The following is a 26,086-nucleotide window of genomic DNA, read 5'->3' as shown; positions in this document are numbered from 1 at the left end:
GTCTTTCTCCCAAATCTTCACATTTACCGAGAGCATACTACCACGGTCTTTCTAGTGATTTGGCGCTTTTCCTCTAGGTTTCTGCTTAAATGCAATATTCCTTAATGTTTCGATACGAATTGAGATTGGGAATAGGGCATTGGGAATTGGGAATTAGGTATTGGGAAGAATGAAGAATATTGCCTAGTCGCCAATCCCAAAATATGCAGATTTCCTTGTTCGATTCTTTTGCTAGACAAGTTAGTGCCGCCGCAATTACCGGATATCAAAAGCACATTTCTCCACACAAAGGTTTTGCTTGTGCCCACAGAATATTATATGGCGGCGAATCTTGCTCTGGGTACTTCAAGCGGGTAATTGCTAAGGAAGGTTTAAAAGTAGCATTAGTCAATAGTCGTGAACGATTTCAAGCTTGCAAGGAAGCTAACCAAATTTTGCGTAAATACGCAGCAACTTGTCGCTACGTATCTATGTCAATCGAAAATTCCGAAGAATCCCCAGAGGAAGAAGCAGAAACACAGCAACGAAAACAAGCATCTGGTAAAGTTGGTCAAACATCCTCATTTATTAACAGCAACAATACTGAATGTTTTGATTGTGCCGATTTGGGCTGCAATTGTGCCGAGATGCTTAATATGGCTCCTGATTGTAGTCCCCCGGATTGTGGTGCTGCTGATTGTAGTTCCCTTGATTGCAGTGGCGCTGATTGTAGCTTCCTCGATTGCGGCAGCTGCGGTAGCTAAATTTTGTTCATACACAAATAACGATGTATGGTATATGTAAGACACAGTAATCCTACCAAGGATCTGTAGATTTAGTTGCAGAGGTATAGCAGCAGTGGGCATAGTAGTTGAGAATGTCTCCAAACAATTCGGGAGTTTCAAGGCTGTTGATGAGGTTAGCCTGGAAATTAAGAGTGGTTCGCTAGTTGCGTTGCTTGGGCCGTCGGGGTCTGGTAAATCTACGCTACTACGGTTAATTTCAGGTTTAGAAATGCCAGATAGCGGCAAAATCCTGCTTACCGGTAAGGATGCTACATATCAAAGCGTGCAGCAGCGCAATATTGGCTTTGTATTTCAGCACTATGCCCTATTTAAGCATTTGACTGTCAGGCAGAATATTGCTTTTGGCTTAGAAATTCGCAAGGCACAGCCAAAGAAGATTAAGGGAAAGGTAGAACAATTACTAGAGTTGGTGCAATTGAGTGGATTAGGCGATCGCTATCCATCACAACTTTCTGGTGGTCAAAGACAACGGGTAGCCTTAGCAAGGGCATTAGCAGTAGAACCTGAAGTGTTACTCCTAGATGAACCCTTTGGCGCACTTGATGCTAAAGTCCGCAAAGATTTACGGGCATGGTTACGCCGCCTCCATGATGAGGTTCATGTTACCACGGTTTTTGTCACCCACGACCAAGAGGAAGCAATGGAAGTTTCCGATGAAGTTGTGGTCATGAATAAAGGGCGCGTGGAACAGGTAGGGACACCATCGGAAATTTATGATAATCCTGCCACCGCATTTGTGATGAGCTTCATCGGCCCGGTAAATGTATTGCCCAGCAACTCGAAGATTTTTCAAAGTAGCGGGTTTGATGCGCCACATCCACAAGTATTTTTGCGCCCGCAAGATGTGATTTTAGAAAAGGCTGCTAACGGTGCCACTACACCTGCAACAGTGAGCCGATTGATACATTTGGGTTGGGAAATTCAGGTAGAATTAACTTTCGATGATGGGCAAGTGGTGATGGCGCATTTAACGCGCGATCGCTTTAATGACTTAGAGTTAGAACCGAAACAACGTGTATATGTCAAGCCAAAGGATGCGAAATCCTTCCCAGTATCTTATTCAATTTAGACTTTTGCCAGTTTCCCAATGGTCGAAACCCCTAGTTAATCGCTGTCTAATTCAGCTATTGGCTAGGGGTTTTAATCTTGCGTAGGTCGGCGTAATTAAAGCTAACTGGCTAAGGCTGTCATTTTTCATTGGTAAGGGTTTTAAGCCTAAACCTCGTCTACCTTGAGAACTATAGTTTTGTAGGCTGGGTGCAGCTTTAGCGTAACCCAACATAAAATTTGGTGGTAATGTTGGGTTGCGTTTCACTTCACCCAACCTACATAAATATATCTTTTAAAAAACTCGAGGTTTCAACATAGATGAGGTTTATTTCCATTTCATAAATCACAACTTTTCAAACATCCTCTTAGGCTATAGGAATCCGGTTTGATTTCTGAAAATATACGTAGGATGTGTTAGCGACAGCGTAACGCATCAAACCCATGATCATAGTGCGTTACGAACTCCGTTCTAACACACTCTACATACCTAATTTTGTTCAAAAATCAAATAGTAATCCTATAAAGGGATAACAACACCGAAAATTACAAGATGAAAACCCTAATTATTGACAATTATGACTCTTATACTTTTAATCTTTACCAATTAATTGCAGAAGTAAATGCAGAGTATCCCACTGTGATTTACAACGATCAATTTGCATGGGATGAACTGCAACATTGGGAATTTGACAACATTGTGATTTCACCAGGGCCAGGCCGTCCTGAGAATCTAAAAGATTTTGGGATTTGTAGTCAAGCTATTCAAAATACCCAAGTGCCACTTTTAGGTGTTTGTCTTGGACATCAAGGACTTGGTAATGCGTATGGAGGAAAAGTTATCCATGCACCTGAAGTTCAGCATGGGCGGATCAGTGAAGTTTATCACAGTGGTTCTGATTTGTTTGTAGAAATTCCTTCTCCTTTCTCTGTTGTGCGCTATCATTCTTTGCTGGTTGCACATGACCTACCAAACTGTTTAGAAAAAGTAGCGTGGACAGAGGACAATCTGGTGATGGGAATGCGCCATCGAGCTTTGCCGCTATGGGGTGTGCAGTTTCATCCAGAGTCAATCTGTACTCAATATGGACAAACCTTATTCGAGAATTTTAGAGAGATTACCCTAAAATTTGCCCAAGAACGCGGCAATAGTCCGAGAAAACACTATTGGGTAGGAAATAGCGGTGCTGCTTCCATACCTCCAAGTTCTTCTTCCCAAAAACAGCAACAGGAATTTGAACTTTGTACGCACAAGCTGAATTTGTATCCCGATACCGAGCAAATGTTTGTGCATTTGTTTGGCAAATCACCAAATACCTTCTGGCTAGATAGCAGTCTGGTTGAATCCGGTCTTTCTCGCTTTTCCTTTATGGGAGATAGCGGTGGCGAAAACAGTCTGCTAATTCGCTATCAGACACTATCGCAGGAACTCACAATTACACAGTCTGATACCATAAGCTGTAAGACAAAGGGAATTTTTGAATATCTCCAGAATGAAATTGAACGGCGACATTGCCCATCTGATGATTTACCCTTCGATTTCAACTGCGGGTTTGTGGGTTATTTTGGCTATGAACTAAAAGCAGAGTGCGGATCTAAATTAAATCACGCCTCTAGCTTACCTGATGCCATGTTTTTGCTGGCTGATCGGATGATTGCAATCGATCACCAAGAGCAAACCCTCTATCTGCTTTGCCTTATTCAGCATGGACAATACGACTTAGCAGAAGCCTGGTTTGAATGGATAAAACACCAGCTTGACCATCTTCTTCCCCTATCGCCTATTGTTACACCAGAAGTTCAGACACCTGTTATTTTCCAATTAAGTCGGTCTGAAAAAACTTATCTTGATAATATTCAGATGTGTTTGCAAGAAATTCACGAAGGAGAAACTTATCAAGTTTGTTTAACAAACAAGATTCACACAGACACAACACCCGATCCCCTGGTGTTCTATCGTTCATTGCGCCGCATCAATCCTGCTCCATACTCTGCATTTTTGCGCTTTGGCGATGTAGCGATCGCTTGCTCATCTCCAGAGCGATTTCTGCATATTGATTGCCAAGGCTGGGTAGAAACAAAGCCCATTAAGGGAACCCTACCACGAGGAAAAACACCCAACGAAGATTTTATCCTGCGTGAAAAATTGCAAAATAGTGAAAAAGATCGGGCTGAAAATCTGATGATTGTGGATTTGCTTCGCAATGATTTAGGAAGGGTTTGTGCAGTGGGTACTGTCCATGTTCCCAAATTGATGGATGTGGAAACCTATGCTACGGTACATCAACTGGTGACGACTATTCGCGGTCATTTACGCGCTGATATGAGCGCCACAGACTGCATTCGCAACGCTTTTCCCGGTGGTTCGATGACAGGCGCTCCCAAACTCAGAACCCTTGAGATTATCGATCGATTAGAGCAAGAAGCACGGGGAGTATACTCAGGAGCGATCGGCTTTTTGGGATTGAATGGTTCGGCTGATTTGAATATTGTCATTCGTACTGCTGTGCTGACTCCAGAGCAAACCTCAATTGGGGTTGGTGGCGGCATTGTGGCGCTTTCTGATCCTGAAATGGAGTTTCAAGAAACACTTTTAAAAGCAAAGGCATTGATTCATGCCATGATGATCGCCACGCATGGAGCCTTTGATTCTAACCAATATTACATCCAGGGAATAGAAACAGAGGCTTTTGATAGCTATAAAGTGCGAGCAGTTTACTAGCCGCCTCTAACCTCAGTCGGGCAACTCGCTCAAAATCCCAACAGGTGGGATTTTTGTTAGACTACTCACCTGTGCATAACCAATATAAAAAAATGGGGTTTAACGCCTTAATCCTCAATTGGATATCAACTCCGATCGCCCAAATGAGGTAAATTCGTTAAGACAACCCTAACAGGGATATCCTCTGATAATCCCCCGTTCCCGTTCCTCTAACATATTTGTCAAATTAACTGTTAATTTTTTAGTTGTTGGGCTTTATAACAAAGACTACTAACAACTTTATTTAAGATGCTAACTCTGTTAAAAACAATTCGAGATGCGATCGCAAGTTGGTGGTCTGAGTTCACCCTCCAGACTAAGCTGCTGGCTGTGGCTACATTGGTGGTTTCCTTGGTGATGAGTGGTTTGACCTTCTGGGCTGTAAATACAATCCAGCAAGACGCGCGAATGAATGACACCCGCTTCGGGCGTGACTTGGGTTTGCTGCTTGCTGCCAATGTTGCCCCCCTCGTGGCTGACAATAATCTCACAGAGGTTGCCCAATTTTCTCAACGCTTCTACAGCAGCACCTCTAGCGTGCGTTATATGCTTTACGCTGATGAAACCGGGGAAATCTTTTTTGGCATACCTTTTTGGGAAGCCGAGGTAGAAAATTCTCTCACCATTAAACGGCGAATACAACTGCCAGAAGATTACCCTGGTGATGGGGAAAAGCCGATGGTGCGGCAACACATGACCCCAGATGGAGTTGTTACCGATGTATTTATTCCTCTAATCGTTAATAAGAAATACTTAGGTGTATTAGCGATCGGTATCAACCCCAATCAGACTGCTGTCATCTCCACCAATTTTACCCGCGATGTCACCATTGCCGTTTTTATCACAATTTGGGTAATGGTGATTTTGGCAGGAGTAATAAACGCTTTGACCATCACTAAACCAATAAAAGAACTCCTGGTGGGGGTAAAGGAAATTGCTACCGGGAATTTCAAGCAGCGCATTGATTTACCTTTAGGGGGCGAACTAGGGGAGTTAATTTTAAGCTTTAATGAGATGGCAGAGCGATTAGAACGCTATGAAGAACAGAATATTGAAGAACTGACAGCCGAAAAAGCCAAGCTAGAAACTCTAGTTTCCACGATCGCAGATGGTGCTGTGTTGATTGATAACAATATGCAGGTGATATTAGTCAACCCTACAGCGAGGCGGATTTTTGGCTGGGAAACGGCTGATGTGGTCGGCTGCAATGTGTTGCATCACTTACCGCCAGCAGTACAAATGGAAATCAGTGGCCCATTGTATGAAATGGCAGCAGGTGAATGTGAAAGTGCCGAATTCCGCATTTTTCTTAACCAACCCACCCAACGGACAATCCGCATTCTCTTGACGACAGTACTCAACGTGCAAAGAGAAAGCATCAAAGGCATTGCGATTACCGTCCAAGATATAACCCGTGAGGTGGAATTAAACGATGCAAAAAGCCAATTTATCAGCAACGTTTCTCACGAACTGCGAACGCCTTTATTTAACATCAAAACCTATATTGAAACCCTGCATGACTACGGCGAAGATTTAGGATTAGAAGAACGGCAAGAGTTCTTGCAAACAGTTAACCATGAAACCGATCGCTTGACCCGTCTAGTTAACGATGTATTAGATTTATCAAAACTCGAATCTGGTCGTCAGTATAACTTCGATGGAGTGGATCTAGCCCAAGCGATCGAGCAAACATTGCGTACTTACCAACTTAATGCAAAAGATAAAGGTGTTGAACTTCTTCAGGAAGTTGCTGCTAATTTACCCCTGGTAATGGGTAATTACGATCTGTTAGTACAAGTTTTTGGCAACCTAATTGGTAATGCCCTCAAATTTACCAAAGCTGGTGGTAAAGTAGCAATCCGCGCTTACCAACTAGATTTCAAACCCAATCATAGCCAATCTTCTCCAGTGCGGATTGAAATTTCCGATACTGGAATTGGCATCGCTACAGAAGACCAGCACTCAATTTTTGAACGCTTCTTTCGTGTAGAAAACCGAGTTCACACCCTAGAAGGCACAGGTTTAGGATTATCGATTGTTAGAAATATCATCGACAGACATCGTAGTAAAGTCCATCTAGTGAGTGAAGTTGGCATTGGCACAACTTTCTGGTTCGACTTAGCCGCCTTTGAGGAAAAAGCGCCACCGATACAAGTTGAAGCTATTACTGAAGCATCCACAATTACCACGGTCTAAAGTTTTGGGATTGGGTATTGGGCATTAATTAGTTATTCTTTCTACCTTATCTCCCCCATTCCCCATTCCCCAATAAACACCAATCAAGACCTTAATATCACGAACAACAAACAGACCAATAATAAACCTAATAGCAACAGCAAAGCCTGATTGCGTTTTACCCAAGTTTTCACAGTTATTGCAAAACTGTTAGTGTAACGCTGCTGTTCCAAATCTAACTTTGTCTGTTCAATATTTTGGTAGAGGGTACAGTCTTTGGCGTAGGGACGCTGAGGAAAATTGCAAGTATCATCAGCGTGATAGGTGCAGGTGTCGCACAGATAACCATCCCCAGTGGCGCGGTGCAATGGAATACCGGGATGACCGTAAGCTTTGAGTGTAGTCCGGCAATAGGGACAACTAATAGCTTGACTATCAACGAGTTGATGGCAGTGGGGACAAGATACAGTAGCCAAAACCTTTAGCGCAAATAAGTAAACACTTTGATTCTAGCCATTTACAAGTTTAATGGGAAAATAGCTCTCAAAAGTTGTTAGTGTATCAGCAAAAGTACTAATTTTATGATGATAATTTATATTTTTATAAGTTATTTATATCACTCAGAATAATTAAAGGTATGTAATACTTTGGCAAGTATGAGGTTTTGTGCTGAGTCCAATAATTATTTAAAGGTAGAAAAATATTGCCTTTTAATCCTGAGCTATGCCGTAACGAAAGCGAAGTTGAAAGCAAACTCATAGTGCAATATTTGCTACCACAGCTAGGTTATACTCCTGACACCTGGCATCAAGAAGTTGCCGTTGGTAGCATCCGCTTAGATTTCTTAGCATTTGCTGCACAGGTGATTCCCTTTGTCTTAGATGCTAACTCACCCCTGAGTGTCGTCATGGAGGCAAAGCATCCCAAAAAAAACTTAAATAATCATGTCCCGCGACTCAGGCATTATTTGACTAGCTTGAATGTCAGGTATGGATTGCTAACTAATGGCAAAGAGATTAGAATTTATCAAAAATTACAGGCTGATATTCAGTTAATATTTCAATGCTCTGGGAAAGAAGTTGAGATAAAGATAGATGAAATTAAAACTCGAATTGGTAGAGAGAGTTTGAAAGAAAGACAGCTAATAGATAAATCAAAAGTTCAGATAGAAAATAATTCAAATTTTGAAATAAAAAGGCAACATTCAATGAAAACAATCGCGGTTTACCATAATAAAGGTGGCGTTGGTAAGACAACAACTGTAGTTAATCTAGCTGCTGCTATTAGAAAGAAGGGAAAAAGAGTTCTAGTTATTGATTTAGACAGTCAAGCCAACACTACATTTGCTACTGGTTTAGTCAAATTTGATGATGAAGAGTTTGATGATATCAAAGATTCTAATATTCGTCATATTCTGCAATCAGAAGATTTTTTTCCTATAAATGAAGTCGCCAGAAAATCCCAATTCACAAATCCAGAAATTAGCGTTGTTCCTTCTCATATTAGTTTAATGAATTATGAAAATGAGTTAATTCAGCAAGAAGATAGTAAAATGATGCTTGCTCAAAAACTAGATGCAGTGGCAGAAGAATATGATGTAGTATTGATTGATACTCCTCCTTCATTAAATCTGTACGCTAGAATTGCTCTAATTACTGCTGACTATCTTATTATTCCTTCTGATCTCAAACCATTTGCTAATCAAGGACTAATAAACGTTAGGGAATTTCTCAAAAAGATAAATGGATTTAGAAAACAAATAAGAAAGCCTCAAATTGAAATTCTAGGTGTATTAGCTTGCAAAATATCTACTAATAACCAGTTTGTTAAACATACTTTACCTAAACGACTAGAAGCTATTCCAAAACGATATGATTTTGAAGTTATGGATACGGTAATTTATGATAGAGATGATCTGGCGAAATGTGCTGAAAAGTTTCTAATTATAGGAGATATGGAGCTGGCCGATCCTATTTCTGTGCTTGATTTTAAGCCAGATTCAGCTTCTGCACAAGAATTTGAATTATTAGCAATAGAAGTTTTGCAAAAAATAGGTTTGAATTAATGAAATTATCTACATCACTTGTTGCTATCAAGAAAATTACTTCTACTGTACCTCGCTCAAATTTTGCAGATGATGATCTAGAACAAGCAGCAAATCTTATTCTAGAAGCTGCGGGAGTTATTAACCCTATAGTTATTCGTCGCTCAAGTATCAATTCGTTTGAGGTAGTGGATGGGCACTTTGAATATCATGCTGCTGCTAGAGCTAAAGAGATAGAGCCTCATAAAGCTGAAATGATTGGAGCATTTATTATTGAGTCTGAAAATGAGGAAGCTTTAACAAAGCAAGTTGAATTATTTAGACAGCAGAAAGCTGATTCTTCAGATAAAACAACTTTTACATTAAAAGATATAGAACAATTTTTAATAAATTTAGAATCACGTTTTGAAAAGATAACCAACCAACTATTAGAACAAGCAACTGCTAATGCAAAGTTAGAAAATGAAGTCAAAGAACTTAAAAAGCAGATGGCTGATAAAACTGAACCAATAGAAGTTTTTAAAACACTTAGTCAAGTTAAAATTGTCTCAAAATTACAAAATGCTGGTTTTAATCAAAAAAAAGCTTCTCAGATAGCAGAAATAGTAGAAAATGAGCGTAATAAGAAACAATTTCAATCATTGAATGATGTAGTAGAAAGGGTTAAAATCCCGCGTGGAAAGGGGATGGTTAAAGCCATAAGTATTGAAAAAATGCTCGAAATAGTTGATCGATGGTCAGAAAATAATTGACTAAAGGAATTAGTAAAGTATATTAATGCAGTGTAAAACTCTGCATAATTTCATTTATGCTTCTACACCAACGCATTCTCATACCTTAACCGAACCGTATTGCCCTGCTTCCCGACGCGGGAAGCAGGGTAGAGGGTTAAATCTAAGCTAATTCGCCAATTTGAAAATATTCGCTGTCACTCCTAGACTTTCTTCAAAAAGGGACTCACGGCCCCAGCGTTGCACCTGCTGACTCAGTAATGCTTCGGCTTTTTGTTCTGAAAGTGAAGTTACCTGTTGAAACAGACCGGCAGATTGGGCACCACCATGTGTTTCCATCCGCATACAACCACCCGTTTCCGAGCAGATAACTGTACCACAGTCTGCCTGGGGATTTGTCGAACTGAGGCGCAAGGCAATCAAGTCACCAATAATATCGCCCACATCCGCAACGGGAACCCCTGCTAACTCCGCTTCTACTTGTCGCTGATCTTGAGAAATAAAATGGATGCGAGTGATATCATAATCACCACTTTCCTTTTGATAAGAAACTGGTTGCCATTCCAATCGACTTGCCAACCAACCCAAAAACAGCAAAGCTTGGGCGGGATTGCCTTTTTCGTAATCAATCGTCACGCGGTCAATTTCTTTGAGGGCGGCGCGACGCTTAGGCGAATCGTAAGCTTCAGCTGTCAATTCCTGCCATGATGCGAGGCGACGCCAGTTCAAATCCGCTAAAGGTACACCAGCTTCTACCAACTCTTCTAGGCGGAGTAAATCACTTTCTGGCTCGTTAAAGTTGCAAGAATCGACAATGACATTATTGCAGATTGCTGCTAGGCGTTTGAATAGACCGTTATTAGGGTCTGGTGTCGCCTTCCACCAGAGAAACTTCGGCAAACCGCCAATCAACAATGCTGGAATCATACCACCGATGCGTTCTAAGGCAGCAGCAGTTCCACTCAGAGTAATGTATTCGCAGCAGATAAGTGTGCTTGACGATTGCTTTTGGATGGGGCAATAGGCAGAAACTTGAGCCTTAACCCCTTCATCTTCGCCAGTAATAGGAAATAGGGCAATGATGCGGCAGGGGTTGCGGAGAGCGATTTCATCGGCAATTCTGGGGCTACCGCTATTTAACCCAGCAATAGCATGTTCTCCTCCAGTCCCACCTCGCTGACCTTTAGCGAATTCTTCTCGTAATACAGTCAGAGTTTCTTGTGTTGCTGTTCCAGTTTCTGGCAGTTTATGTTTCTTTTGCACTTCCCGTAATGCTGCTGCCATTTGTGGCCCTAAAATCCCATCAATTGGGCCGTTGTAAAATCCTAAAGCAGCCAACAAATACTGAGTTTCTTCTGGTTCGTAGACTACTAAAGTAAATGTAGTTGCCCTAGTAGCACTGGGAAGTCCACCGTCCTCGCCAGTAATACCGTAACTTTGCCAAATTTGATTGAGTTCGGCATCTATTTCGTTAAGCGAAATATCTTTCGGTGCCTGGAGTGAAAAAATTGTAGAAGTTTGGGTAGGCATAGTAGTTTTGAGTTGTCATTTGTCATTCGTCATTTGTCATTTGTCATTCGTCATTTGTCATTCGTCATTTGTTTTTACTAGTGACTAATGACTAATGACTAATGACTATTATTTAGAGTCTGCGCCAGCGACGGCCATCCTGGTTAATTAAGAGTTCGGCTTGTTCTGGCTCCCAAGTGCCGGCTTCGTACTGGGGAATAGTAGTAGGATCGGCGGGTGCATCCCAAACGGAAAGGGCTGGTGTTACTACCTGCCAAGCTGCTTCTACTTCGTCCGCGCGGGTGAACAATGTTTGATCGCCCATCATACAATCAAGGAATAAGCGATCGTAGGCATCGGATGTTGCTTGGATGCCAAAGGAACCATAACTAAAGTCCATATCTACGGAACGGGTGCGGAATTCTGCCCCCGGCATTTTGACATCAAAACGCAGGGAAATACCTTCATTTGGCTGAATCCGCATCGTCAAAATATTGGCGTTTGTCTGTTGGGCGGCAGATTGGAACATCCGAGATGGAACTTCGCGGAAGTGAATTGCAATTTCACTCACTTTTTTCGGCATCCGCTTTCCGGTACGCAAGTAGAAAGGAACACCTTTCCAGCGCCAGTTATCCACCAAAAACTTCATTGCTACATAAGTGGGTGTGGTGGAGTTGGGGTCAACGCCTGGTTCTGTCCGATACCCTGGCACTGCTTGACCTTTCATCCAGCCAGCACTGTATTGCCCACGCACTGCTGACCGCGACAGATTGTGAACATCAGCTAAACGAGTAGCTTGGAGTACCTTCACTTTTTCTGTGCGGATGCTGTCGGCATCCATTGCGTTGGGTGCTTCCATCGCCGTTAAGCAGTAAAGTTGCATGAGGTGATTTTGCAACATATCCCGCAGTGCGCCGGCGCTTTCATAGTAGCCAGCCCGGTCTTCTACGCCCACGGTTTCTGCTACGGTAATTTGTACGTGGTCAACAAATTGACGATTCCACAAGGGTTCAAAAATCGCATTGGCAAAGCGAAACACCAGCAAATTCTGGACTGTTTCTTTACCCAAGTAGTGGTCAATACGGTATACTTGATGTTCTTTGCAATATTTCTGTACTACTTGGTTAAGGCTTTGGGCAGAAGCCAAGTCCCGACCAAAGGGTTTCTCAATTACTAGACGATGTTTGTAGGGATCTTCTAGCATCCCGCCGCTTCCTAGCTGCTTAATTGCTTCGGGAAAGAATGAGGGAGCAACGGATAGGTAGAACATGCGATTGCCTCGCGTGCCCCGTTTTTCGTCTAATTCACTCAGTAAGGTTTTTAGTTTCTGGTAGCTTTCAGGGTTGTCTATATCTCCAGGACTGTAGAACAGACCTTGAGAGAAGTCTTGCCAGAGTTCCCCTAAATCTACATCAGGATGTGCCTCTTCCATGCCCTTCTGCATTTGTTCGCGGAAGTATTCATGGCTCCATTCTCGACGTGCTACGCCAACAATAGTAGTTTCTGGCGGAATGCGCCGTTCTCGCCGCAATTTGTAAAGTGCTGGCACTAGTTTGCGCCAGGTGAGATCACCAGAAGCGCCAAAGATAACTATAATCTGGGGTTCGGGCATCCCTTGTTGTTGCAGACCAACGCGCAAGGGATTTTCTAGCAGACTAACCATAGGAATTTTGGATTTTGGATTTTGGGTTTTGGATTAGGTATGGGGAATGGGGAATTGAGAATTGGGAATTGGGAATTGGGAATTGGGTTGTTTTCTTTATCCCCCTGCTCCCTGTTCCCCTTCTTTTTCTCCACTCCCCAATACCCAGTCCCTACACTGGTGACAATACCTTGATCTTGTCTTCTAAAGAGTTCATCAAGGACTGGAAGGGCTGAATGAACTTGTCGATACCTTCATCTAATAGTTCATCCATTACGGCATCGAGATCGATGTTGATGTCGGGATCTTTGAGGTTTTCGATCAGCGTGTAAGCATTATTTACGTCTGTTTCTAAGCGATCGCCTACGTTACAATGATCGGCACAAGCTTTTATCGTCGCTGGTGGTACAGTGTTAACGGTATCAGGGCCCACCAACTCTTCGATATACATCACATCGTTGTAGTTGGGGTCTTTGGTGCTGGTACTAGCCCAAAGTAGTCGTTGCACTGTCGCCCCTTTTGCTGCTAACTCTTGCCAACGCTCGCTTCTAATGATTTTCTTGTATTCTTGGTACGCAATCTTGGCGTTAGCGATCGCTACTTTCCCTTTCACAGCTCTTAGCCTTGCTTCCACCGAAATATCATCAACGCCTTTTTTCAACTTAGCATCTATTTTGGCATCAATGTTGCTATCGATCCGGCTGAGGAAGAAGCTAGCGACTGAAGCAATTCTACTGATGTCTTTACCTTCAGCCAGCCGTTTTTCTAAGCCCCGAACATAAGCCCAAGCTGTGTTTACATAGCTTTCTACAGAAAACAACAGCGTAATATTGACATTCATGCCCTCGGCTATTACCTGCTCTACTGCTGGCAAACCAGGTTCTGTACCGGGAATTTTAATCATCAGATTTTCCCGATCAATTTCTTGGAAATAGCGCCGAGCTTCGCTGATTGTGGCTTCCGTATCATGGGCGATGGTTGGTGGAACTTCGATACTCACATAACCATCTAGTCTATTCGAGGCTTCATAAACAGGGCGTAATATATCACAAGCATTACGGATATCTGCAAAAACGAGGGATTCGTAAATTTTGTCTATCGGTAAGCCAGCACGAACTCCGGCTTCTATATCGGCATCATAAATGACATTACCTGCGATCGCTTTTTCAAAGATAGCTGGGTTAGAAGTAATCCCAGATATACCTTGATTTTCAACCATGTCTTTGAGTTCACCTGATTGAATAATGTCACGGGTCAAGTTATCCATCCAGATACTTTGACCGTATTGCTTAATTTCTAGTAGATGATTGGTAGCCATAGCTAGTTTATTTCACTCCTGTATAGTGATGCTTCTAAGTAAAGTTGGCAAAACGCATCAAATATTGATGGTTACTTTTGAATTGTGGCGTTGCCAATCACTTATTGCATCGGCCAGCTGAGATAATCTTTAATTGATCTTCAAAAAGCGCTATTTTGCATCCCCAATCCTAAATCACCATGATTAACGTTTAATTAATGGCAGATGAGAGTACAGCACCAAAGAAATAAGTCACCCTTATAAAACGTCTAAAACCCTTACGTAAAAGTAATTACGAATTACGTTAGCGCAGCGTTAGCGAGTCATCGAGCGTCATTACGAATTGTCTTCTAGTGTCCGTTTTGAATAAAAGACTCCACCTTTGCGACATCTTCTTTGCTACCAATAATTAAAGGTGTGCGCTGATGCAGTTTTTTCGGCACTACATCCAAGATATTTACCAATCCTGTCGTCGCACGGCCGCCTGCTTGCTCAATTAAAAAGGCGAGAGGAGCGGTTTCATAAAGCAAGCGCAATTTCCCTTCAGGGTTTTGAATTGTGCCTGGGTAGAGAAACACGCCGCCTTGAACCAAAATTCGATGTATGTCGCTCACCATTGCGCCGCTATAACGAGCGCTGTAGCCTTCTGTACGATGAACGTAGCGGATGTATTCTCGAATCGATTCTTCCCACTGCCAGAAGTTACCCTCATTCACGCTGTAAACGGAACCGTGGTTAGGAATTCGAATATTCTCTTCTGTGAGAATAAATTCTCCTAAGCTGGGATCGAGAACAAAGGAATGAACGCCAGTACCTATAGTATAAACCAGCATCGTGCATGGCCCATAGAGGATGTATCCGGCAGCAAGTTGCTTTCGTCCATTGGTGAGGAGATCGGTTGCCTTACCATCGCTATCAGTTCCTTCTTGTTGGCGAATGGCAAAAATGGAACCCAAGCTGAGATTATTATCTGTGTTGGATGAGCCATCAATTGGGTCATACAGGAGGGTATAACGACCAATGGGGCAATTTTCGGGGATGTAGTAGGGTTTTTCCATTTCCTCAGAAGCGAGGCGACAGACTAAGCCGCTTTGCTTAAAAACTGAGATAAATACATCATTGGCGTAGACATCCATCTTTTTGACGGATTCTCCTTGGACATTAACTTCCCCGGTAAAACCGAGAACGCCTTCCATTAAACCAGCGCGACTCATGCGGCGTGCAACTAGTTTACCTGCCAATGCAATGCGATTCATCAGCGCACTCAAATCTTGGGCATCTGGCGAAAAACTCTGAAGTTGCTGGAGAACGTGACGGGATAAGGTTGTACAATCACGATCTAAAGCTCTATCTGTAATTTCATTGATAGACGAGTCTAAGGATTCTGGCGCTTTAGTCATTTTTATGTTCTCCGCAGCCACTAGCTGTTAATTGGGTTTTAATCGTGTATGGCAACTTGTGGTTGCTGCTTCTATCTTAGAAAGGTAATTTGAGAACTTAGATGCGACTTTAGATAAACTAAAGAAATGAGTTTTCAGTGACTCTTGCACTCAGAGCCTGTATACGTAGTAGTCTGTCTAAGATGTTACCTATATTTAGTCAGTAATTTATTTAAGTCAAGTAACTGCAAAAAATAATATCAGTCGTCCTATCCATGCACATTCTGGACAGCAAGTGAATCTTGTCAAAAAACTGTATGTACTAATGCAAATATGCAAACCTAGATTTTGCTTTTGGTGGGAATAGCTTAATTACTGGTATCTATTAAATATTTTTCCTACGCTTTTACCCTGAGGCTATGTAATATTTAATTTACGTAAGATTGAATTTCAAATAACCACACCACCAAATATATGCCAGTAGGACAAAACTTCCTAACACAGTTGAAAAAAGTACGAGTTGTTAAAAAGACAATAACTCGTACAGTCAGAGATTTAATAACAGACTTTCAGAGTACAAAAATCGTAATACCACCTTACCAGCGAACTTTTGTATGGGACAGCGCAAAGCAATACCGATTCATTGAATCTATTTTTATGGACATTCCAATTCCACCTTTATTCTTACTAGAAAAATTTAGTAATGAAACAGGTGAAACAATTTTTGAAATAATTGACGGAGTTCAAAGAGTCACTACTCTTGGTAACTTTCTAAATGGAACTCTCAAGCTCTCAGGTCTTGAAAGTTTACCAGATTTAAACCAAGCTACTTTTCCATCACTTCCACCCAGTATAAGTAGTCTGTTTTGGGAACGCCAAATCAATATCATTATAATTGAAAGTGATACCCAACCAGAAATACAATTTGAAGTATTTGGAAGACTCAATCAAGGGTCAGTTTCTCTTAATGCTCAAGAATTAAGAAATTGTATGTTTCATGGAGAATTTAATGATTTTTTGTTCGAGTGCAGTCGTATTCCAATCTATAGAGAAATATTAGAGCCTTTTGCAAAATTTCACCAGATAAAAGAGGGAAAACCAGACAAAAATAGAATGCTTGATGTAGAGTTAATTTTGCGATTCTTCAGTTTATATGAATTATATAAACCAGAAATAAATCAGTACCCAGAGGCGAGAAGTGAAACACTTAATGCTTATATGAGAGCAAGGATAGATAATAGTATTGATGATGACTTACCTTCAAAACGTAAAAATCAAGAAGAGCTTGAATCTTTACTTAAAAAAGTACTTTTAATGGTTCAAATGACTTTCAATGGAAAGCAATTTAGAAACTTTAGTGTCAAAAAGGGTAAAGCTGATTTTTCTCTATCTCAAAATCAAGCAGTTTTTGACATTCAAATGCTAGGCTTTGCTGACTATAGTATAGCCGATATAGAGAACAAAACAAAATTAATTTATAATGCTTTTCTTGATCTATGTTCTTATGATCGTAATTTTATAGATGCTGTTTCACGCTCAACAAGTTCTAAGCTTAATGAACGTATAGGAATTTGGAAAAATAAACTTAATCTAATTATGGAGAATCCACAGCCATATTTGGAAAAAATAGAACAGAAGCAGCAACACTTCAATTCCAATCCATTATGTAGTTCTTCAGGTAAAATAATTGAGACAATTGATGAGGCTGATTTTGTGGATTCTCAACTTTACCATAGATTTTATTCTCCATCAAGCGAAATGATTTCATCTACTTCAATCATATCCACTAGATCCAGCCCTAATACAGATGTTAAATTTATTCTAAATGGTTCAGAATATGATTTAGGTAATGTAAATGACGCAATCGAGTTTATAATTAAATTTTTAACCAAGACAATTAAGGACGATGATTACGAAATTAGCCGTCTAGCTGAGTTAAAATTTATCGGAACAGTTGACCAACTGAGTTCTAGAGTAAATAAAAGCCCTAAAAAGTTCAGACCATTGCATCTTAGTAACAAAGATTCAGAAGATTTATATATTGATATCAGTGGCTGTAGAAGTGAAAATTTGAAAAACTTGGAATGTATGGCATCACTTTTTAGCTTTATGAGCGACTTTAAGCTCATAGAGTAAATGCCTTGCTTGTAAGCAAACATAAGCCTTTTGGATTACAAGCAAGGCATTTTTTGGCTGAAATTAATTGATGCTTCGATAAATCTTGAAAATTATGTACAGAAGACTAAACCGTACTTAAACATTGATGCTTAATTGCACCCATGTAACCAGATGTGCCCTGATCTAGGAAAGAATCCTTTCTACTAAGTAAGTTATGATAATATAAAAAATCTTGGGCGATTAGCACAGGGGTAGCGCACATCCTTCACACGGATGGGGTCACTGGTTCAAATCCAGTATCGCCCACTTATATACAGGCAAGCTTTTAGCGAATTAACCCTCTCCCCATTTCTCCCTAAAAAGGGAGAATAGGGTTAAAAGGGAGTAATTTAGGAAATTACTAATTCTCTGAAGTTTCCTGAGAGAACTTCTTATGGATGGTTTTAGTGGATTCTCCATCAGCCGCTACTGTTATGAGATAGTCCATTAAACCATCTGAAAAGGGAAGACGTAGGTGGAAAGTACCATCGGGTTTGATTTTTATGGGATGTCCAGCAATGTTTACGCTTGTATTTGGTTGGGTTGCTCCGTGAATAATTAACTCAGCATCTGCTACAAACCAAAAATCTTCGTGGGAACGACTGAAAACGCGAACATTAGGTGAACGGGCGATGAGTAACCAACGATCGCCTTCTGCTACATAACCAATTTCAACCATATAGTCGCGATCGCTCACGGGAATCGCCACAAAGCGATCGCGGGCTACTTCTTCACATTCATACTGCTGTACAAGCTGGGGACTTTGATAACTCAAGTCAATCCCAGTTACATCGTAAAGCCGCACTACCAATTGAGAACCGCCCTGTTGTTGCAGCGCTTTGTTCTGAGTCTGGGAAATGTGCCAAGAGACATAAGCCCATTTAGGAGTGCGGGGTGTGAGCAGTATGTTGCTTTCTTCTTCACTGCTCTTTTCTTCTACGTTTACCAAGTTAATAGCTGTTTCGCTTGGTAATGCTCCATTTTCAACGGTGGAATCTGTAGGAACAGGACTGAAAACACGATTTTCTTCTACGTTTACCAAGTTAATAGCTGTTTCACTTGGTAACGCTCCATTTTCAACGGTGGAATCTGTAGGAACAGGACTAAAAACACGAGCGATCGCAGAACGGGCAATAAATAACCAGCAATCGCCATCAGCGACATAGCCAATTTCAGCTATGTAGTCGCGATCGCTGATGGGAATTTCTACAAAGCGATCGTTTGCAGTCTCGTCACATTCATACTGTTGGACAAACTGAGGATGTTGATAACTCAAGTCAATCCCAGTTGCATCATATAACCGCACTACCAATTTAGAGCCGCCCTGTTGTCGCAGTTCTGCTTTCTTGGTTTCGGATATCTCCCAAGAGACATCAGCCCATTGGTAAGTGCGAGGTGTGAGGACAAGACTGCTCTCTTGTTCAACATCTACCAAGTCAATAGCTGTTTCATCCGCAATCGCCACATTATCAACGACGGGATCTGGATGTACAGGACTAGAGAAATGAACAACTGCTGAACGGGCGATGAATAACCAGCGTTCGCCATCAGCGAGATAACCAATTTCAGCTATATAATCGCGATCGCTGGCGGGAACATCTGCTATTCCGTCGTTTACTGTCTCTTCAGATTCATACTGCTTGACAAGCTGAGGACTTTGATAGCTCAAGTCAATGCCAGTCACATCATAAATCCGCACTATAAATTGAGAGCCGCCCTGTTGACGCAGTGCTGCTTTCTTGGTTTCGGAAACTTCCCAAGAGACATGAGCCGATGTAGAAGTATGTGGTGTAAGCACAATACTGCTCTCTTGTTCAACATCTCCCAAGTGAATATCTGTTTCATCCGCAATCGCCACATCCTCAACGATCGGATCTGGATTCACAGGACTGAAGACACGAAGAACTGCGGAACGGGCGATCAATAACCAGTACTCGCCATAAGCGATATAACCAATTTCAGCTATATAATCGCGATCGCTGGCGGGAATCTCTACTAAGCGATCGTGTGCTGTCTCTGCACATTCATACTGCTGGACAAGCTGGGGAGTTTGATAACTCAAGTCAATGCCAGTCACATCATACAGCCGCACTGCCAATTGAGAGCCGCCTTGTTGCCACAGTTCTGCTTTCTTGGTTTCAGAAATTTCCCAAGAGACATTAGCTGATGTAGAAGTATGCGGTGTTAGCACAATACTGCTTTGTTCATCTGTATCTCCCAAGTGGATATCTGTTTCGGCTGCGATTGGCACATTGTCAATCGTAGTATCAGTTTCTCCTGGGGTATCCGATCCCAGATTAATCGCCCAGGCTCCAATCCCTGCGCCTGCTGCTAAAGCTGCAACGCCTGCAAAATCTATGGAGTCATTCTCAGCAGCACCTTCGCCAAGAGTTGGCTCTGTTTGAGATTCTTCGTCTACCACCTCGATAGGAGGTTCGGCTGCATCTGCTACTACATTGAATACATCTACATCTGGCAATTCTGGCAAATTGAGCAGTGGAGATGGTGGTAATGGTGCAGGTTCCACTTCGGCAGAGTCTGGTAAGGGCAATTCATCTGTATCTTCCGTTGAGGTGATACTTTGTAGCCAATTCAATTCTGCTTGAAGTTCCTCATCTATCTGATCTTCAGAAATTTCTGTGTCCCAATATTCCAAACCAGATGTTACTTCTGGCACATCTGGTAATTCTGGCAGTAGCTCTGTTACCTCAGATGAAGGCAGTTCTACATCAGAAGATATGTCTTCGGGAAGATTGCCCAAGTGAGGATATGGAGTATTTACTACAGCTGCTGGGGCTTCTATATCCCATGTAACCTCATCAGAATCGGGTGTATTTGTCCCAGTATAATTATCTCGCTCGACCGTCTCATCAATGGCGTTTGTTTCTGTTTCTTTGTTGTTAAAGGCAGACCAGGTAGCTGCTCCGATGCCTGTTGCTAAAGCTGTACCACCAGTTAAAGCTGCGGCTCCCGCTCCATTAGTTAGAGTAGAGGTTGTGCCTTCATAGAGGTTAGAAGTTCCATTACTTGCCTCGTGAGTACCATTCTCAGCCAGTTCAGATTGTGTTTGAGTATAGATATTGAAAGGAGTGCGATCGGGGGTTTCTTGCTCTTGGAATTGTGAAACTGGCTGTTCTTCAAGCATTACCCCGTTAATGGAGGCAGCTGTGCTGGCATTAAGTACTGCTGTTTCTCCGTCTTCTGGATCGGGTGGATGAGGATTTGGTTCTGGTAAGTTGTCTGTTTTCTCATCAGATGATGGGTTTTTTCCGAGAGTCCACCAGGCCAACGCTGCAATTACACTAACAAAAAACAAAGGTAGCAGTACCCAAAACGGTACTTCTTTGTTGACAATTGGGCTTTTTTGTGTTTCAGGAGTAGGAGCGACAAAAGGCTGTTCGGCAAATGCAGAAGAAGTAGCACTAGGGGAAGCTGTCGCAGCAGGTGTGGTCTGAGCAGTGGGAGGAGGCGCGACAATAGGTTTTGATACGTTGGTTGCGATCGCAGTTGCTTCAGCTGTTCTTGCTTGTTCTATAGCCTGCTGTCCTGCGGGTGCAAGGGTAAAGCCAAGAAAATCTACTACGCTTAAACTGGGATTTTTTTTATAAACGTAAACTAAAGGTTGCGAGAAGGGATATTTTGCATCATCTGGTAAGGCTTGATGTAATTGCAGAACTCGCACATTTTGCAGCTTCGACACCTGATTAGCTAACACATAGCTGATACCATCTTTGCCCAGTTGTTTGATGATTTCTGCGGTATTATCCTCAGTTAGTTGGGTAGCACTAGACCCTGTAGCAAATTCAGCATTCTTGAAGGCTGGATAAGTGCGAAAAGTATTGCGAGTCTCACTTGTGTTCGGGTGATCGATTAACCGAATTTTCCCTGGAGGCGCTCCTAGTTGTGACCAATTTGTAATTTGTCCCCGGAAAATCCGAGCAAATTGCCTACTAGTCAAGCTTCCTTTGAAAGGATTATCTGCGCTGACCACGATCGCAATCTTCTCACGGCGCAAGCGGACTTGCTCTAATCCTTGAGCTTTTTCTGCTGGTGTCAACCCCCGCCCCATTGCTACGATGTCGATTTTGCCATCTAGCAAATCTTTCAGTGCTGTATCAGTGCCATTAGCGGCAACTTCAACCTTAGTACCCGAAAATTGTTTTTCAAAATTTTCTTTTAGACCTTGGTTGATTGCACCCAAACTATTTGAACCATCAATCCGAATTGTCGTTCCATTCTGCACTGTTTGCGGCAGTGTAAAAGAAGGAGACTCAGTTTTAGATTGCGCCAGTATCGGTTCTGATACCAGCAAACCTGCTGCCATAGGAGTTGTAGCTAAAGCAACCCATAGTATCAGCCTGATTATCGAAGTATCTTTTTTTTCTTGTTGCCACATAAGCCCCTTAATTAAAGTAAAAAATAGAAAGCCTACCAGTCTTAACCCACAATCTTGTTAAAGATTATGGAGGAGACGCGCTAATTATACATCTGAGTTCTCTTTACTTCTAAGTTCCTTCAGCGCACTTATATTGATTTATACTTGGACTGAAATTGTATAGCATGATAATTTATACATCTCATTGCCAGAGTCTGTTTACTATAAAATGTTCTAATTTATATTGCAACTTATACCAAGTTGGTAGCTTATGGCCACAATTATGAATTATTGAATTACTAAAACTGGTAAAGTGTAGCAAATTCAATATTATTTAACAATATTATTTTCAGTCATGCTGATTACTGAGTATCTTCTTGTCTTAATTGAGTACTTATTGTTCAGCATTCAGAGGAATCTAGTATATTTTTGAGATAACAATGACAATCTGGCTTATCAATTAGTGACTCCACCAAAGCATTTAAAGCCGTTGCAGCTAAAGCGCCACCTCCCAAGGTTCCTGCAACTGTAATAAAAGGTATCCCTTGTTGCATCAGTTGTCGCTTGGCTGCGGGAGCATGACTAAAGCCAATGGGCATTGCAATTACTAATGCTGGCTGAATTTTTTGATTGCTAATCGCGTCACAAATTTCTACAAGGACTGAGGGAGCATAACCAACTACCAGCACGCAACCTGGATTTACTTGCAGCAATTTTGATCGCCATTCTCGATGTTGCCAAAAAGCTGCTTCTGCTTCTGTAGCGGTGGTAATGTGGGGATTATCAATTAAGGTTTCAGTGCGGCATCCCAAGTGAAGTAATCGGGTTTGATCTAAAGCAGCCGCAACCGTTTGGGTATCGACAACAATTTGACAGCCTGAAGATAAGGCTTCTCGACTAGCTGCGATCGCATCTCGGCTCAATTTCACAAAGGATACTAAACTGACATCGCCACAAGCCAAAACCAATTGAGAAATTAAGTGTTGCTCAATTTCCGAACGGTGAGATAAATCAGGTAATAAGCGTTGTAGCGATTCTGAAAAAGCTTCTGAATGGGTATGAATTTCTGCATCCAAACCACTCCAGAGATTATCCAATCCCCCCAATCCGGCTTGGGTTTCGACATCAAGTAACTTAAGTTGTGCCAAAACTTCCGCCTGGATAATTTGACAATGGCGATCGCGCCCCAATAATCCTTCTAATGCTGATGCAGTTTGCCGCAGTTGGGAAATTTGTTGCATCACCGCGCGATATTGCTGCTGGAGTTGTCCCATCAGGTTAACAGTTGTATCGGCTTCTGGTTCCACCTCCAAAATATTGCGGATATGGTTTAGCTGAAACCCTTGCTCCTTCAACGCAACAATCCGTTGTAAGCGGAGAACATCTTTTTTGGTGTAGAGACGGTAATTGCTGTGCGATCGCACTGGTTGCGGTAACAGTCCCAATTGATGGTAATGGCGCACCATTCGCGGAGTTAAACTACCGCCAACGGCATCAGTGAGTTCTTTAATAGTTAAGCAACCAGCGTTCATGATTTACTCCAACAACGGCAAAATTCTTTGTAACTCTTCACAACCACCCTGGAGAGATGGCGGCGCATTTTCATCTAAATTCCCTTAAGAACACTGGGTTTAAAAATAGATCAACATTTAACTCTGCGTACCTTTGCGCTTCCCAGCCTGCGGCAAGCCGCAAAAGCGTCTACAGCGCCCCTCTACATTTCAAAATCATTATAAACCTTGACATTAACATTAATGTCAAGGTTTAGCATGAGAGAGTCCCTGTTAGTTCACCTCTCATGCTCTACCCCCAACGTTTTAGCCAATTCACCAGAGAACACGCAGATACCTTAGCAGCACTTTTGTGTGGCTTGCTATTATTTCTCGGATGGTTCGCCTTGCATTTCGGCTGGTTGGGATTGGCGTTCCTGCTGTTACCTGCTGCTTATGTAATTGGTGGTTACGAAAGTGCACGGGAAGGATTAACTACCCTTTTCAAAGAAAAAGAACTCGATGTAGATTTGCTGATGATTGTGGCGGCCATTGGTGCTGCTAGCCTCGGTTTATGGCGACGAGAATATCATCTAATTATTGATGGAGCAATTTTGATTCTGATCTTTGCTATCAGTGGCGCATTAGAAGGCTATGCAATGGCGCGAACTGAGCGGAGTATCCGCAGTTTGATGAGCCTGACACCCGATACAGCAAGAGTTTTGCTTCAGGGAAGAGAAGAAGAAATTCCTATTAGTGAGTTAAAAGTGGGTGATGAGATTGTTGTCAAACCTGGAGAGCTAATTCCTACCGATGGGATAATTTTATCTGGTTATAGCACCCTCAATCAAGCCGCAATTACAGGCGAGTCTTTACCTGTAGAGAAAACAGTGGGCGAAGAAGTATTTGCTGGTACACTCAACGGCTATGGTGCATTGCAGATTAAGGTACACAAACCAGCCCAAAGCAGTTTGATTCAGCGTGTGATTCGCTTGGTAGAACAGGCGCAGACAGAAGCACCACCTTCGCAAGAGTTTATCGATCGCTTCGAGAAGGGATATGCCAAAATCATTGTAGTAGCCGGGATATTACTGGCAACTTTACCGCCGTTTCTTTGGGGTTGGGATTGGGAAACAACAATTTATCGGGCGCTGACTTTCCTTGTGGTGGCTTCTCCCTGTGCGCTGATGGCTGCAATTATGCCCACGCTGCTTTCAGGAATTGCCAATGGTGCAAGACAGGGGATTTTGTTTAAAAATGGGGCGCAGTTGGAGAAGATTGGCAAAGTCCGAGCGATCGCATTTGATAAAACTGGTACTCTGACAACAGGACAGGTGCAGGTATTCCAAGTAATTACAATTAATGAATACACTCAACAAGATGTATTAAAAGCCGCAGCTAGTGTGGAATCCTATTCAGAACATCCCATCGGTAAGGCAATTGTGGAAGCGGCTGGTGATTTGGATTTGGTTGGTGCAATCCAAGTGCAAGCCATACCTGGACAGGGAATTCTGGGAATTGCTCAAGAACAACAGATAATTGTGGGGAATGCTGTTTTTGTGCAAAAGTATGTCACAAATTTACCTGAAGAATTGCGAGAAATGGCTCAATCTTTAGAGCAAGAAGGTAAAACTGTCGTTTGGGTAGCGCAAGGAAATATAGCAGAGGTGATGGGTGTAATTGCGATCGCAGATGAAGTAAGATCGCAAGCAGCCGCAACCATTACCCGGTTAAAGAAACTGGGAGTTGAACAAATTGTCATGTTAACCGGGGATAATCAGGAAACTGCTCACAGTGTCGCCAAAGCAGTAGGAATTGATCGGGTATATGCTCAACTTTTACCAGAAGATAAGCTAGATGTTATCCGCCTTTTACAGCAACAATATCAAACAGTGGCAATGGTGGGCGATGGAATCAATGATGCACCAGCTTTAGCCCAAGCATCTGTAGGTATAGCGATGGGAATATCTGGTAGTGATGTGGCATTGGAAACCGCAGATATAGTACTGATGGCGGATAAGTTAGAAAAAATTGCTGTAGCGATTCATTTGGGAAGGCGATCGCAATCCATAGTCAAACAGAATATATTTGTAGCGTTGAGTTTTATTGTGTTGCTTTTAGTGGGCAACTTTTTAGGAAGTATTAACTTACCTATTGGCGTGATTGGGCATGAAGGTTCTACAGTATTAGTTACCCTCAGTGGTCTAAGATTGCTGAAATAAAGAAGCACTCTTCTCTAACTGTCTAATCCGCTCCATTTGCAGAATGTTCCACTCATCTTCAGAAAAGGGTGTGCTAAACCAGGCATCTAATATTTCTTTTGCGATCGCTTCTGTAGTGGCACGTAAACTTAATACTAGGACATTTGCATGATTCCAAATACGTGCCCCGCGTGCAGTTTCAGCATCATGGCACAATGCCGCACGTATCCCTAAAACTTTGTTGGCGGCAATAGATGCACCAGTACCAGTCCAACAAAAGACAATCCCCTCATCTGCTTTTTGGGTTGCTACTGCCAAAGCAACTTTACTACAACTGAGGGGCCAATCAACTTCTAAATCATTCTCAGCTAAGGAACCGAAGGGTATAACTTCATGCCCACGCTGCTTAAGTTCTTCCAGTATCCTATCAGTAAGGTTAGTGCGTTCATCACTGCCAATAGCGATTTTCATCCATTCCCTCTTAAAATTAGTC

The 26,086-nt window shown here is 42.1% G+C and carries 17 protein-coding genes and 1 tRNA gene; 9 read left to right on the top strand and 9 right to left on the bottom strand.

Features of this window, described 5'->3' with window-relative positions; translation table 11 throughout:
• Positions 1–203: 203 nt before the first annotated feature.
• Positions 204–743: a membrane protein insertion efficiency factor YidD gene (gene yidD, locus V7K69_RS32470; protein ID WP_335042393.1), complete on the top strand. Its 540-nt coding sequence runs from the start codon at positions 204–206 to the stop codon at positions 741–743.
• A gap of 94 nt (positions 744–837) precedes the next feature.
• Positions 838–1,854, top strand: coding sequence for a sulfate/molybdate ABC transporter ATP-binding protein (locus tag V7K69_RS32465; protein ID WP_335042344.1), 1,017 nt, complete (start codon positions 838–840; stop codon positions 1,852–1,854).
• Positions 1,855–1,905: 51 nt separating this feature from the next.
• On the opposite strand, the gene V7K69_RS32460 is transcribed toward V7K69_RS32465, so the two are convergent.
• Complete coding sequence (locus tag V7K69_RS32460; protein ID WP_335042343.1) at positions 1,906–2,100, bottom strand: hypothetical protein; 195 nt, start codon at positions 2,098–2,100, stop codon at positions 1,906–1,908.
• Between the two features lie 285 nt (positions 2,101–2,385).
• On the opposite strand from V7K69_RS32460, the gene pabB reads away from it, so the two are divergent.
• The gene (pabB, locus tag V7K69_RS32455; protein ID WP_335042341.1) at positions 2,386–4,554 is read left to right on the top strand and encodes an aminodeoxychorismate synthase component I; all 2,169 of its coding nucleotides are present in this window, start codon (positions 2,386–2,388) and stop codon (positions 4,552–4,554) included.
• Between the two features lie 288 nt (positions 4,555–4,842).
• Positions 4,843–6,789 carry a two-component system sensor histidine kinase NblS gene (gene nblS, locus V7K69_RS32450; protein ID WP_335042339.1) on the top strand — a complete coding sequence of 649 codons (1,947 nt, stop codon included), beginning with the start codon at positions 4,843–4,845 and terminating at the stop codon, positions 6,787–6,789.
• 83 nt (positions 6,790–6,872) lie between these two features.
• Here the strand turns inward: nblS and V7K69_RS32445 are convergent, their stop codons facing one another.
• Positions 6,873–7,244 carry a zinc ribbon domain-containing protein gene (locus tag V7K69_RS32445; RefSeq protein WP_335042336.1) on the bottom strand — a complete coding sequence of 124 codons (372 nt, stop codon included), beginning with the start codon at positions 7,242–7,244 and terminating at the stop codon, positions 6,873–6,875.
• Positions 7,245–7,471: 227 nt separating this feature from the next.
• Here V7K69_RS32445 and V7K69_RS32440 point away from each other — a divergent pair, with 227 nt between their 5' ends.
• Both V7K69_RS32440 and V7K69_RS32435 read left to right on the top strand, forming a co-directional pair.
• Positions 7,472–8,833 (top strand): AAA family ATPase, encoded by a 1,362-nt coding sequence (locus V7K69_RS32440; RefSeq protein ID WP_335042334.1) that lies wholly within the window; start codon positions 7,472–7,474, stop codon positions 8,831–8,833.
• Positions 8,833–9,564 carry a ParB N-terminal domain-containing protein gene (locus tag V7K69_RS32435; RefSeq protein ID WP_335042332.1) on the top strand — a complete coding sequence of 244 codons (732 nt, stop codon included), beginning with the start codon at positions 8,833–8,835 and terminating at the stop codon, positions 9,562–9,564. Before V7K69_RS32440 ends, V7K69_RS32435 begins: the two co-directional genes overlap by 1 nt.
• A gap of 147 nt (positions 9,565–9,711) precedes the next feature.
• Here V7K69_RS32435 and opcA read toward each other — a convergent pair whose 3' ends face one another.
• The 4 genes from opcA to fbp all read right to left on the bottom strand — a co-directional run bounded on the left by opcA (position 9,712) and on the right by fbp (position 15,391).
• Positions 9,712–11,073 carry a glucose-6-phosphate dehydrogenase assembly protein OpcA gene (opcA, locus tag V7K69_RS32430; RefSeq protein ID WP_335042330.1) on the bottom strand — a complete coding sequence of 454 codons (1,362 nt, stop codon included), beginning with the start codon at positions 11,071–11,073 and terminating at the stop codon, positions 9,712–9,714.
• Positions 11,074–11,185: 112 nt separating this feature from the next.
• Positions 11,186–12,715 (bottom strand): glucose-6-phosphate dehydrogenase, encoded by a 1,530-nt coding sequence (zwf, locus tag V7K69_RS32425; protein ID WP_012410371.1) that lies wholly within the window; start codon positions 12,713–12,715, stop codon positions 11,186–11,188.
• 151 nt (positions 12,716–12,866) lie between these two features.
• The gene (gene tal / locus V7K69_RS32420) at positions 12,867–14,012 is read right to left on the bottom strand and encodes a transaldolase (RefSeq protein ID WP_335042328.1); all 1,146 of its coding nucleotides are present in this window, start codon (positions 14,010–14,012) and stop codon (positions 12,867–12,869) included.
• A 329-nt stretch (positions 14,013–14,341) separates the two neighbouring features.
• Positions 14,342–15,391, bottom strand: a complete 1,050-nt coding sequence (fbp, locus tag V7K69_RS32415) for a class 1 fructose-bisphosphatase (RefSeq protein WP_335042326.1) — start codon at positions 15,389–15,391, stop codon at positions 14,342–14,344.
• A 453-nt stretch (positions 15,392–15,844) separates the two neighbouring features.
• Here fbp and V7K69_RS32410 point away from each other — a divergent pair, with 453 nt between their 5' ends.
• Positions 15,845–17,506: a DUF262 domain-containing protein gene (locus tag V7K69_RS32410; RefSeq protein WP_335042324.1), complete on the top strand. Its 1,662-nt coding sequence runs from the start codon at positions 15,845–15,847 to the stop codon at positions 17,504–17,506.
• Positions 17,507–17,722: 216 nt separating this feature from the next.
• A tRNA-Val gene (locus tag V7K69_RS32405) sits at positions 17,723–17,794 on the top strand.
• Positions 17,795–17,888: 94 nt separating this feature from the next.
• On the opposite strand, the gene V7K69_RS32400 is transcribed toward V7K69_RS32405, so the two are convergent.
• Together V7K69_RS32400 and V7K69_RS32395 are read right to left on the bottom strand one after the other, a co-directional pair.
• Positions 17,889–21,923 carry a DUF4912 domain-containing protein gene (locus V7K69_RS32400; protein ID WP_335042323.1) on the bottom strand — a complete coding sequence of 1,345 codons (4,035 nt, stop codon included), beginning with the start codon at positions 21,921–21,923 and terminating at the stop codon, positions 17,889–17,891.
• Between the two features lie 380 nt (positions 21,924–22,303).
• On the bottom strand, positions 22,304–23,434 hold the full coding sequence (locus V7K69_RS32395) for a precorrin-8X methylmutase (protein ID WP_335042322.1): 1,131 nt from the start codon (positions 23,432–23,434) through the stop codon (positions 22,304–22,306).
• Between the two features lie 266 nt (positions 23,435–23,700).
• On the opposite strand from V7K69_RS32395, the gene V7K69_RS32390 reads away from it, so the two are divergent.
• Positions 23,701–25,614: a heavy metal translocating P-type ATPase gene (locus tag V7K69_RS32390; protein ID WP_335042321.1), complete on the top strand. Its 1,914-nt coding sequence runs from the start codon at positions 23,701–23,703 to the stop codon at positions 25,612–25,614.
• Here V7K69_RS32390 and V7K69_RS32385 read toward each other — a convergent pair.
• Positions 25,597–26,064, bottom strand: a complete 468-nt coding sequence (locus V7K69_RS32385) for an RpiB/LacA/LacB family sugar-phosphate isomerase (RefSeq protein WP_335042319.1) — start codon at positions 26,062–26,064, stop codon at positions 25,597–25,599. The genes V7K69_RS32390 and V7K69_RS32385 overlap by 18 nt on opposite strands.
• Positions 26,065–26,086 lie beyond the last annotated feature (22 nt).

The organism is Nostoc sp. (assembly GCF_036917775.1).
In the GTDB taxonomy this organism is placed as follows: Bacteria; Cyanobacteriota; Cyanobacteriia; order Cyanobacteriales; family Nostocaceae; genus Nostoc.
The sequence above is the reverse complement of the archived record's forward strand: the minus strand, read 5'-3'. Positions and strand labels throughout refer to the sequence as shown.

Excerpts from the sequence above, each read along its gene's own strand:
- yidD (WP_335042393.1), top strand. The coding sequence starts at position 204 with ATGCAGATTTCCTTGTTCGATTCTTTTGCTAGACAAGTTAGTGCCGCC.
- pabB (WP_335042341.1), top strand. The coding sequence starts at position 2,386 with ATGAAAACCCTAATTATTGACAATTATGACTCTTATACTTTTAATCTT.
- nblS (WP_335042339.1), top strand. The coding sequence starts at position 4,843 with ATGCTAACTCTGTTAAAAACAATTCGAGATGCGATCGCAAGTTGGTGG.
- V7K69_RS32435 (WP_335042332.1), top strand. The coding sequence starts at position 8,833 with ATGAAATTATCTACATCACTTGTTGCTATCAAGAAAATTACTTCTACT.
- opcA (WP_335042330.1), bottom strand. The coding sequence starts at position 11,073 with ATGCCTACCCAAACTTCTACAATTTTTTCACTCCAGGCACCGAAAGAT.
- zwf (WP_012410371.1), bottom strand. The coding sequence starts at position 12,715 with ATGGTTAGTCTGCTAGAAAATCCCTTGCGCGTTGGTCTGCAACAACAA.
- tal (WP_335042328.1), bottom strand. The coding sequence starts at position 14,012 with ATGGCTACCAATCATCTACTAGAAATTAAGCAATACGGTCAAAGTATC.
- fbp (WP_335042326.1), bottom strand. The coding sequence starts at position 15,391 with ATGACTAAAGCGCCAGAATCCTTAGACTCGTCTATCAATGAAATTACA.
- V7K69_RS32410 (WP_335042324.1), top strand. The coding sequence starts at position 15,845 with ATGCCAGTAGGACAAAACTTCCTAACACAGTTGAAAAAAGTACGAGTT.
- V7K69_RS32400 (WP_335042323.1), bottom strand. The coding sequence starts at position 21,923 with ATGTGGCAACAAGAAAAAAAAGATACTTCGATAATCAGGCTGATACTA.
- V7K69_RS32395 (WP_335042322.1), bottom strand. The coding sequence starts at position 23,434 with ATGAACGCTGGTTGCTTAACTATTAAAGAACTCACTGATGCCGTTGGC.
- V7K69_RS32390 (WP_335042321.1), top strand. The coding sequence starts at position 23,701 with ATGCTCTACCCCCAACGTTTTAGCCAATTCACCAGAGAACACGCAGAT.
- V7K69_RS32385 (WP_335042319.1), bottom strand. The coding sequence starts at position 26,064 with ATGAAAATCGCTATTGGCAGTGATGAACGCACTAACCTTACTGATAGG.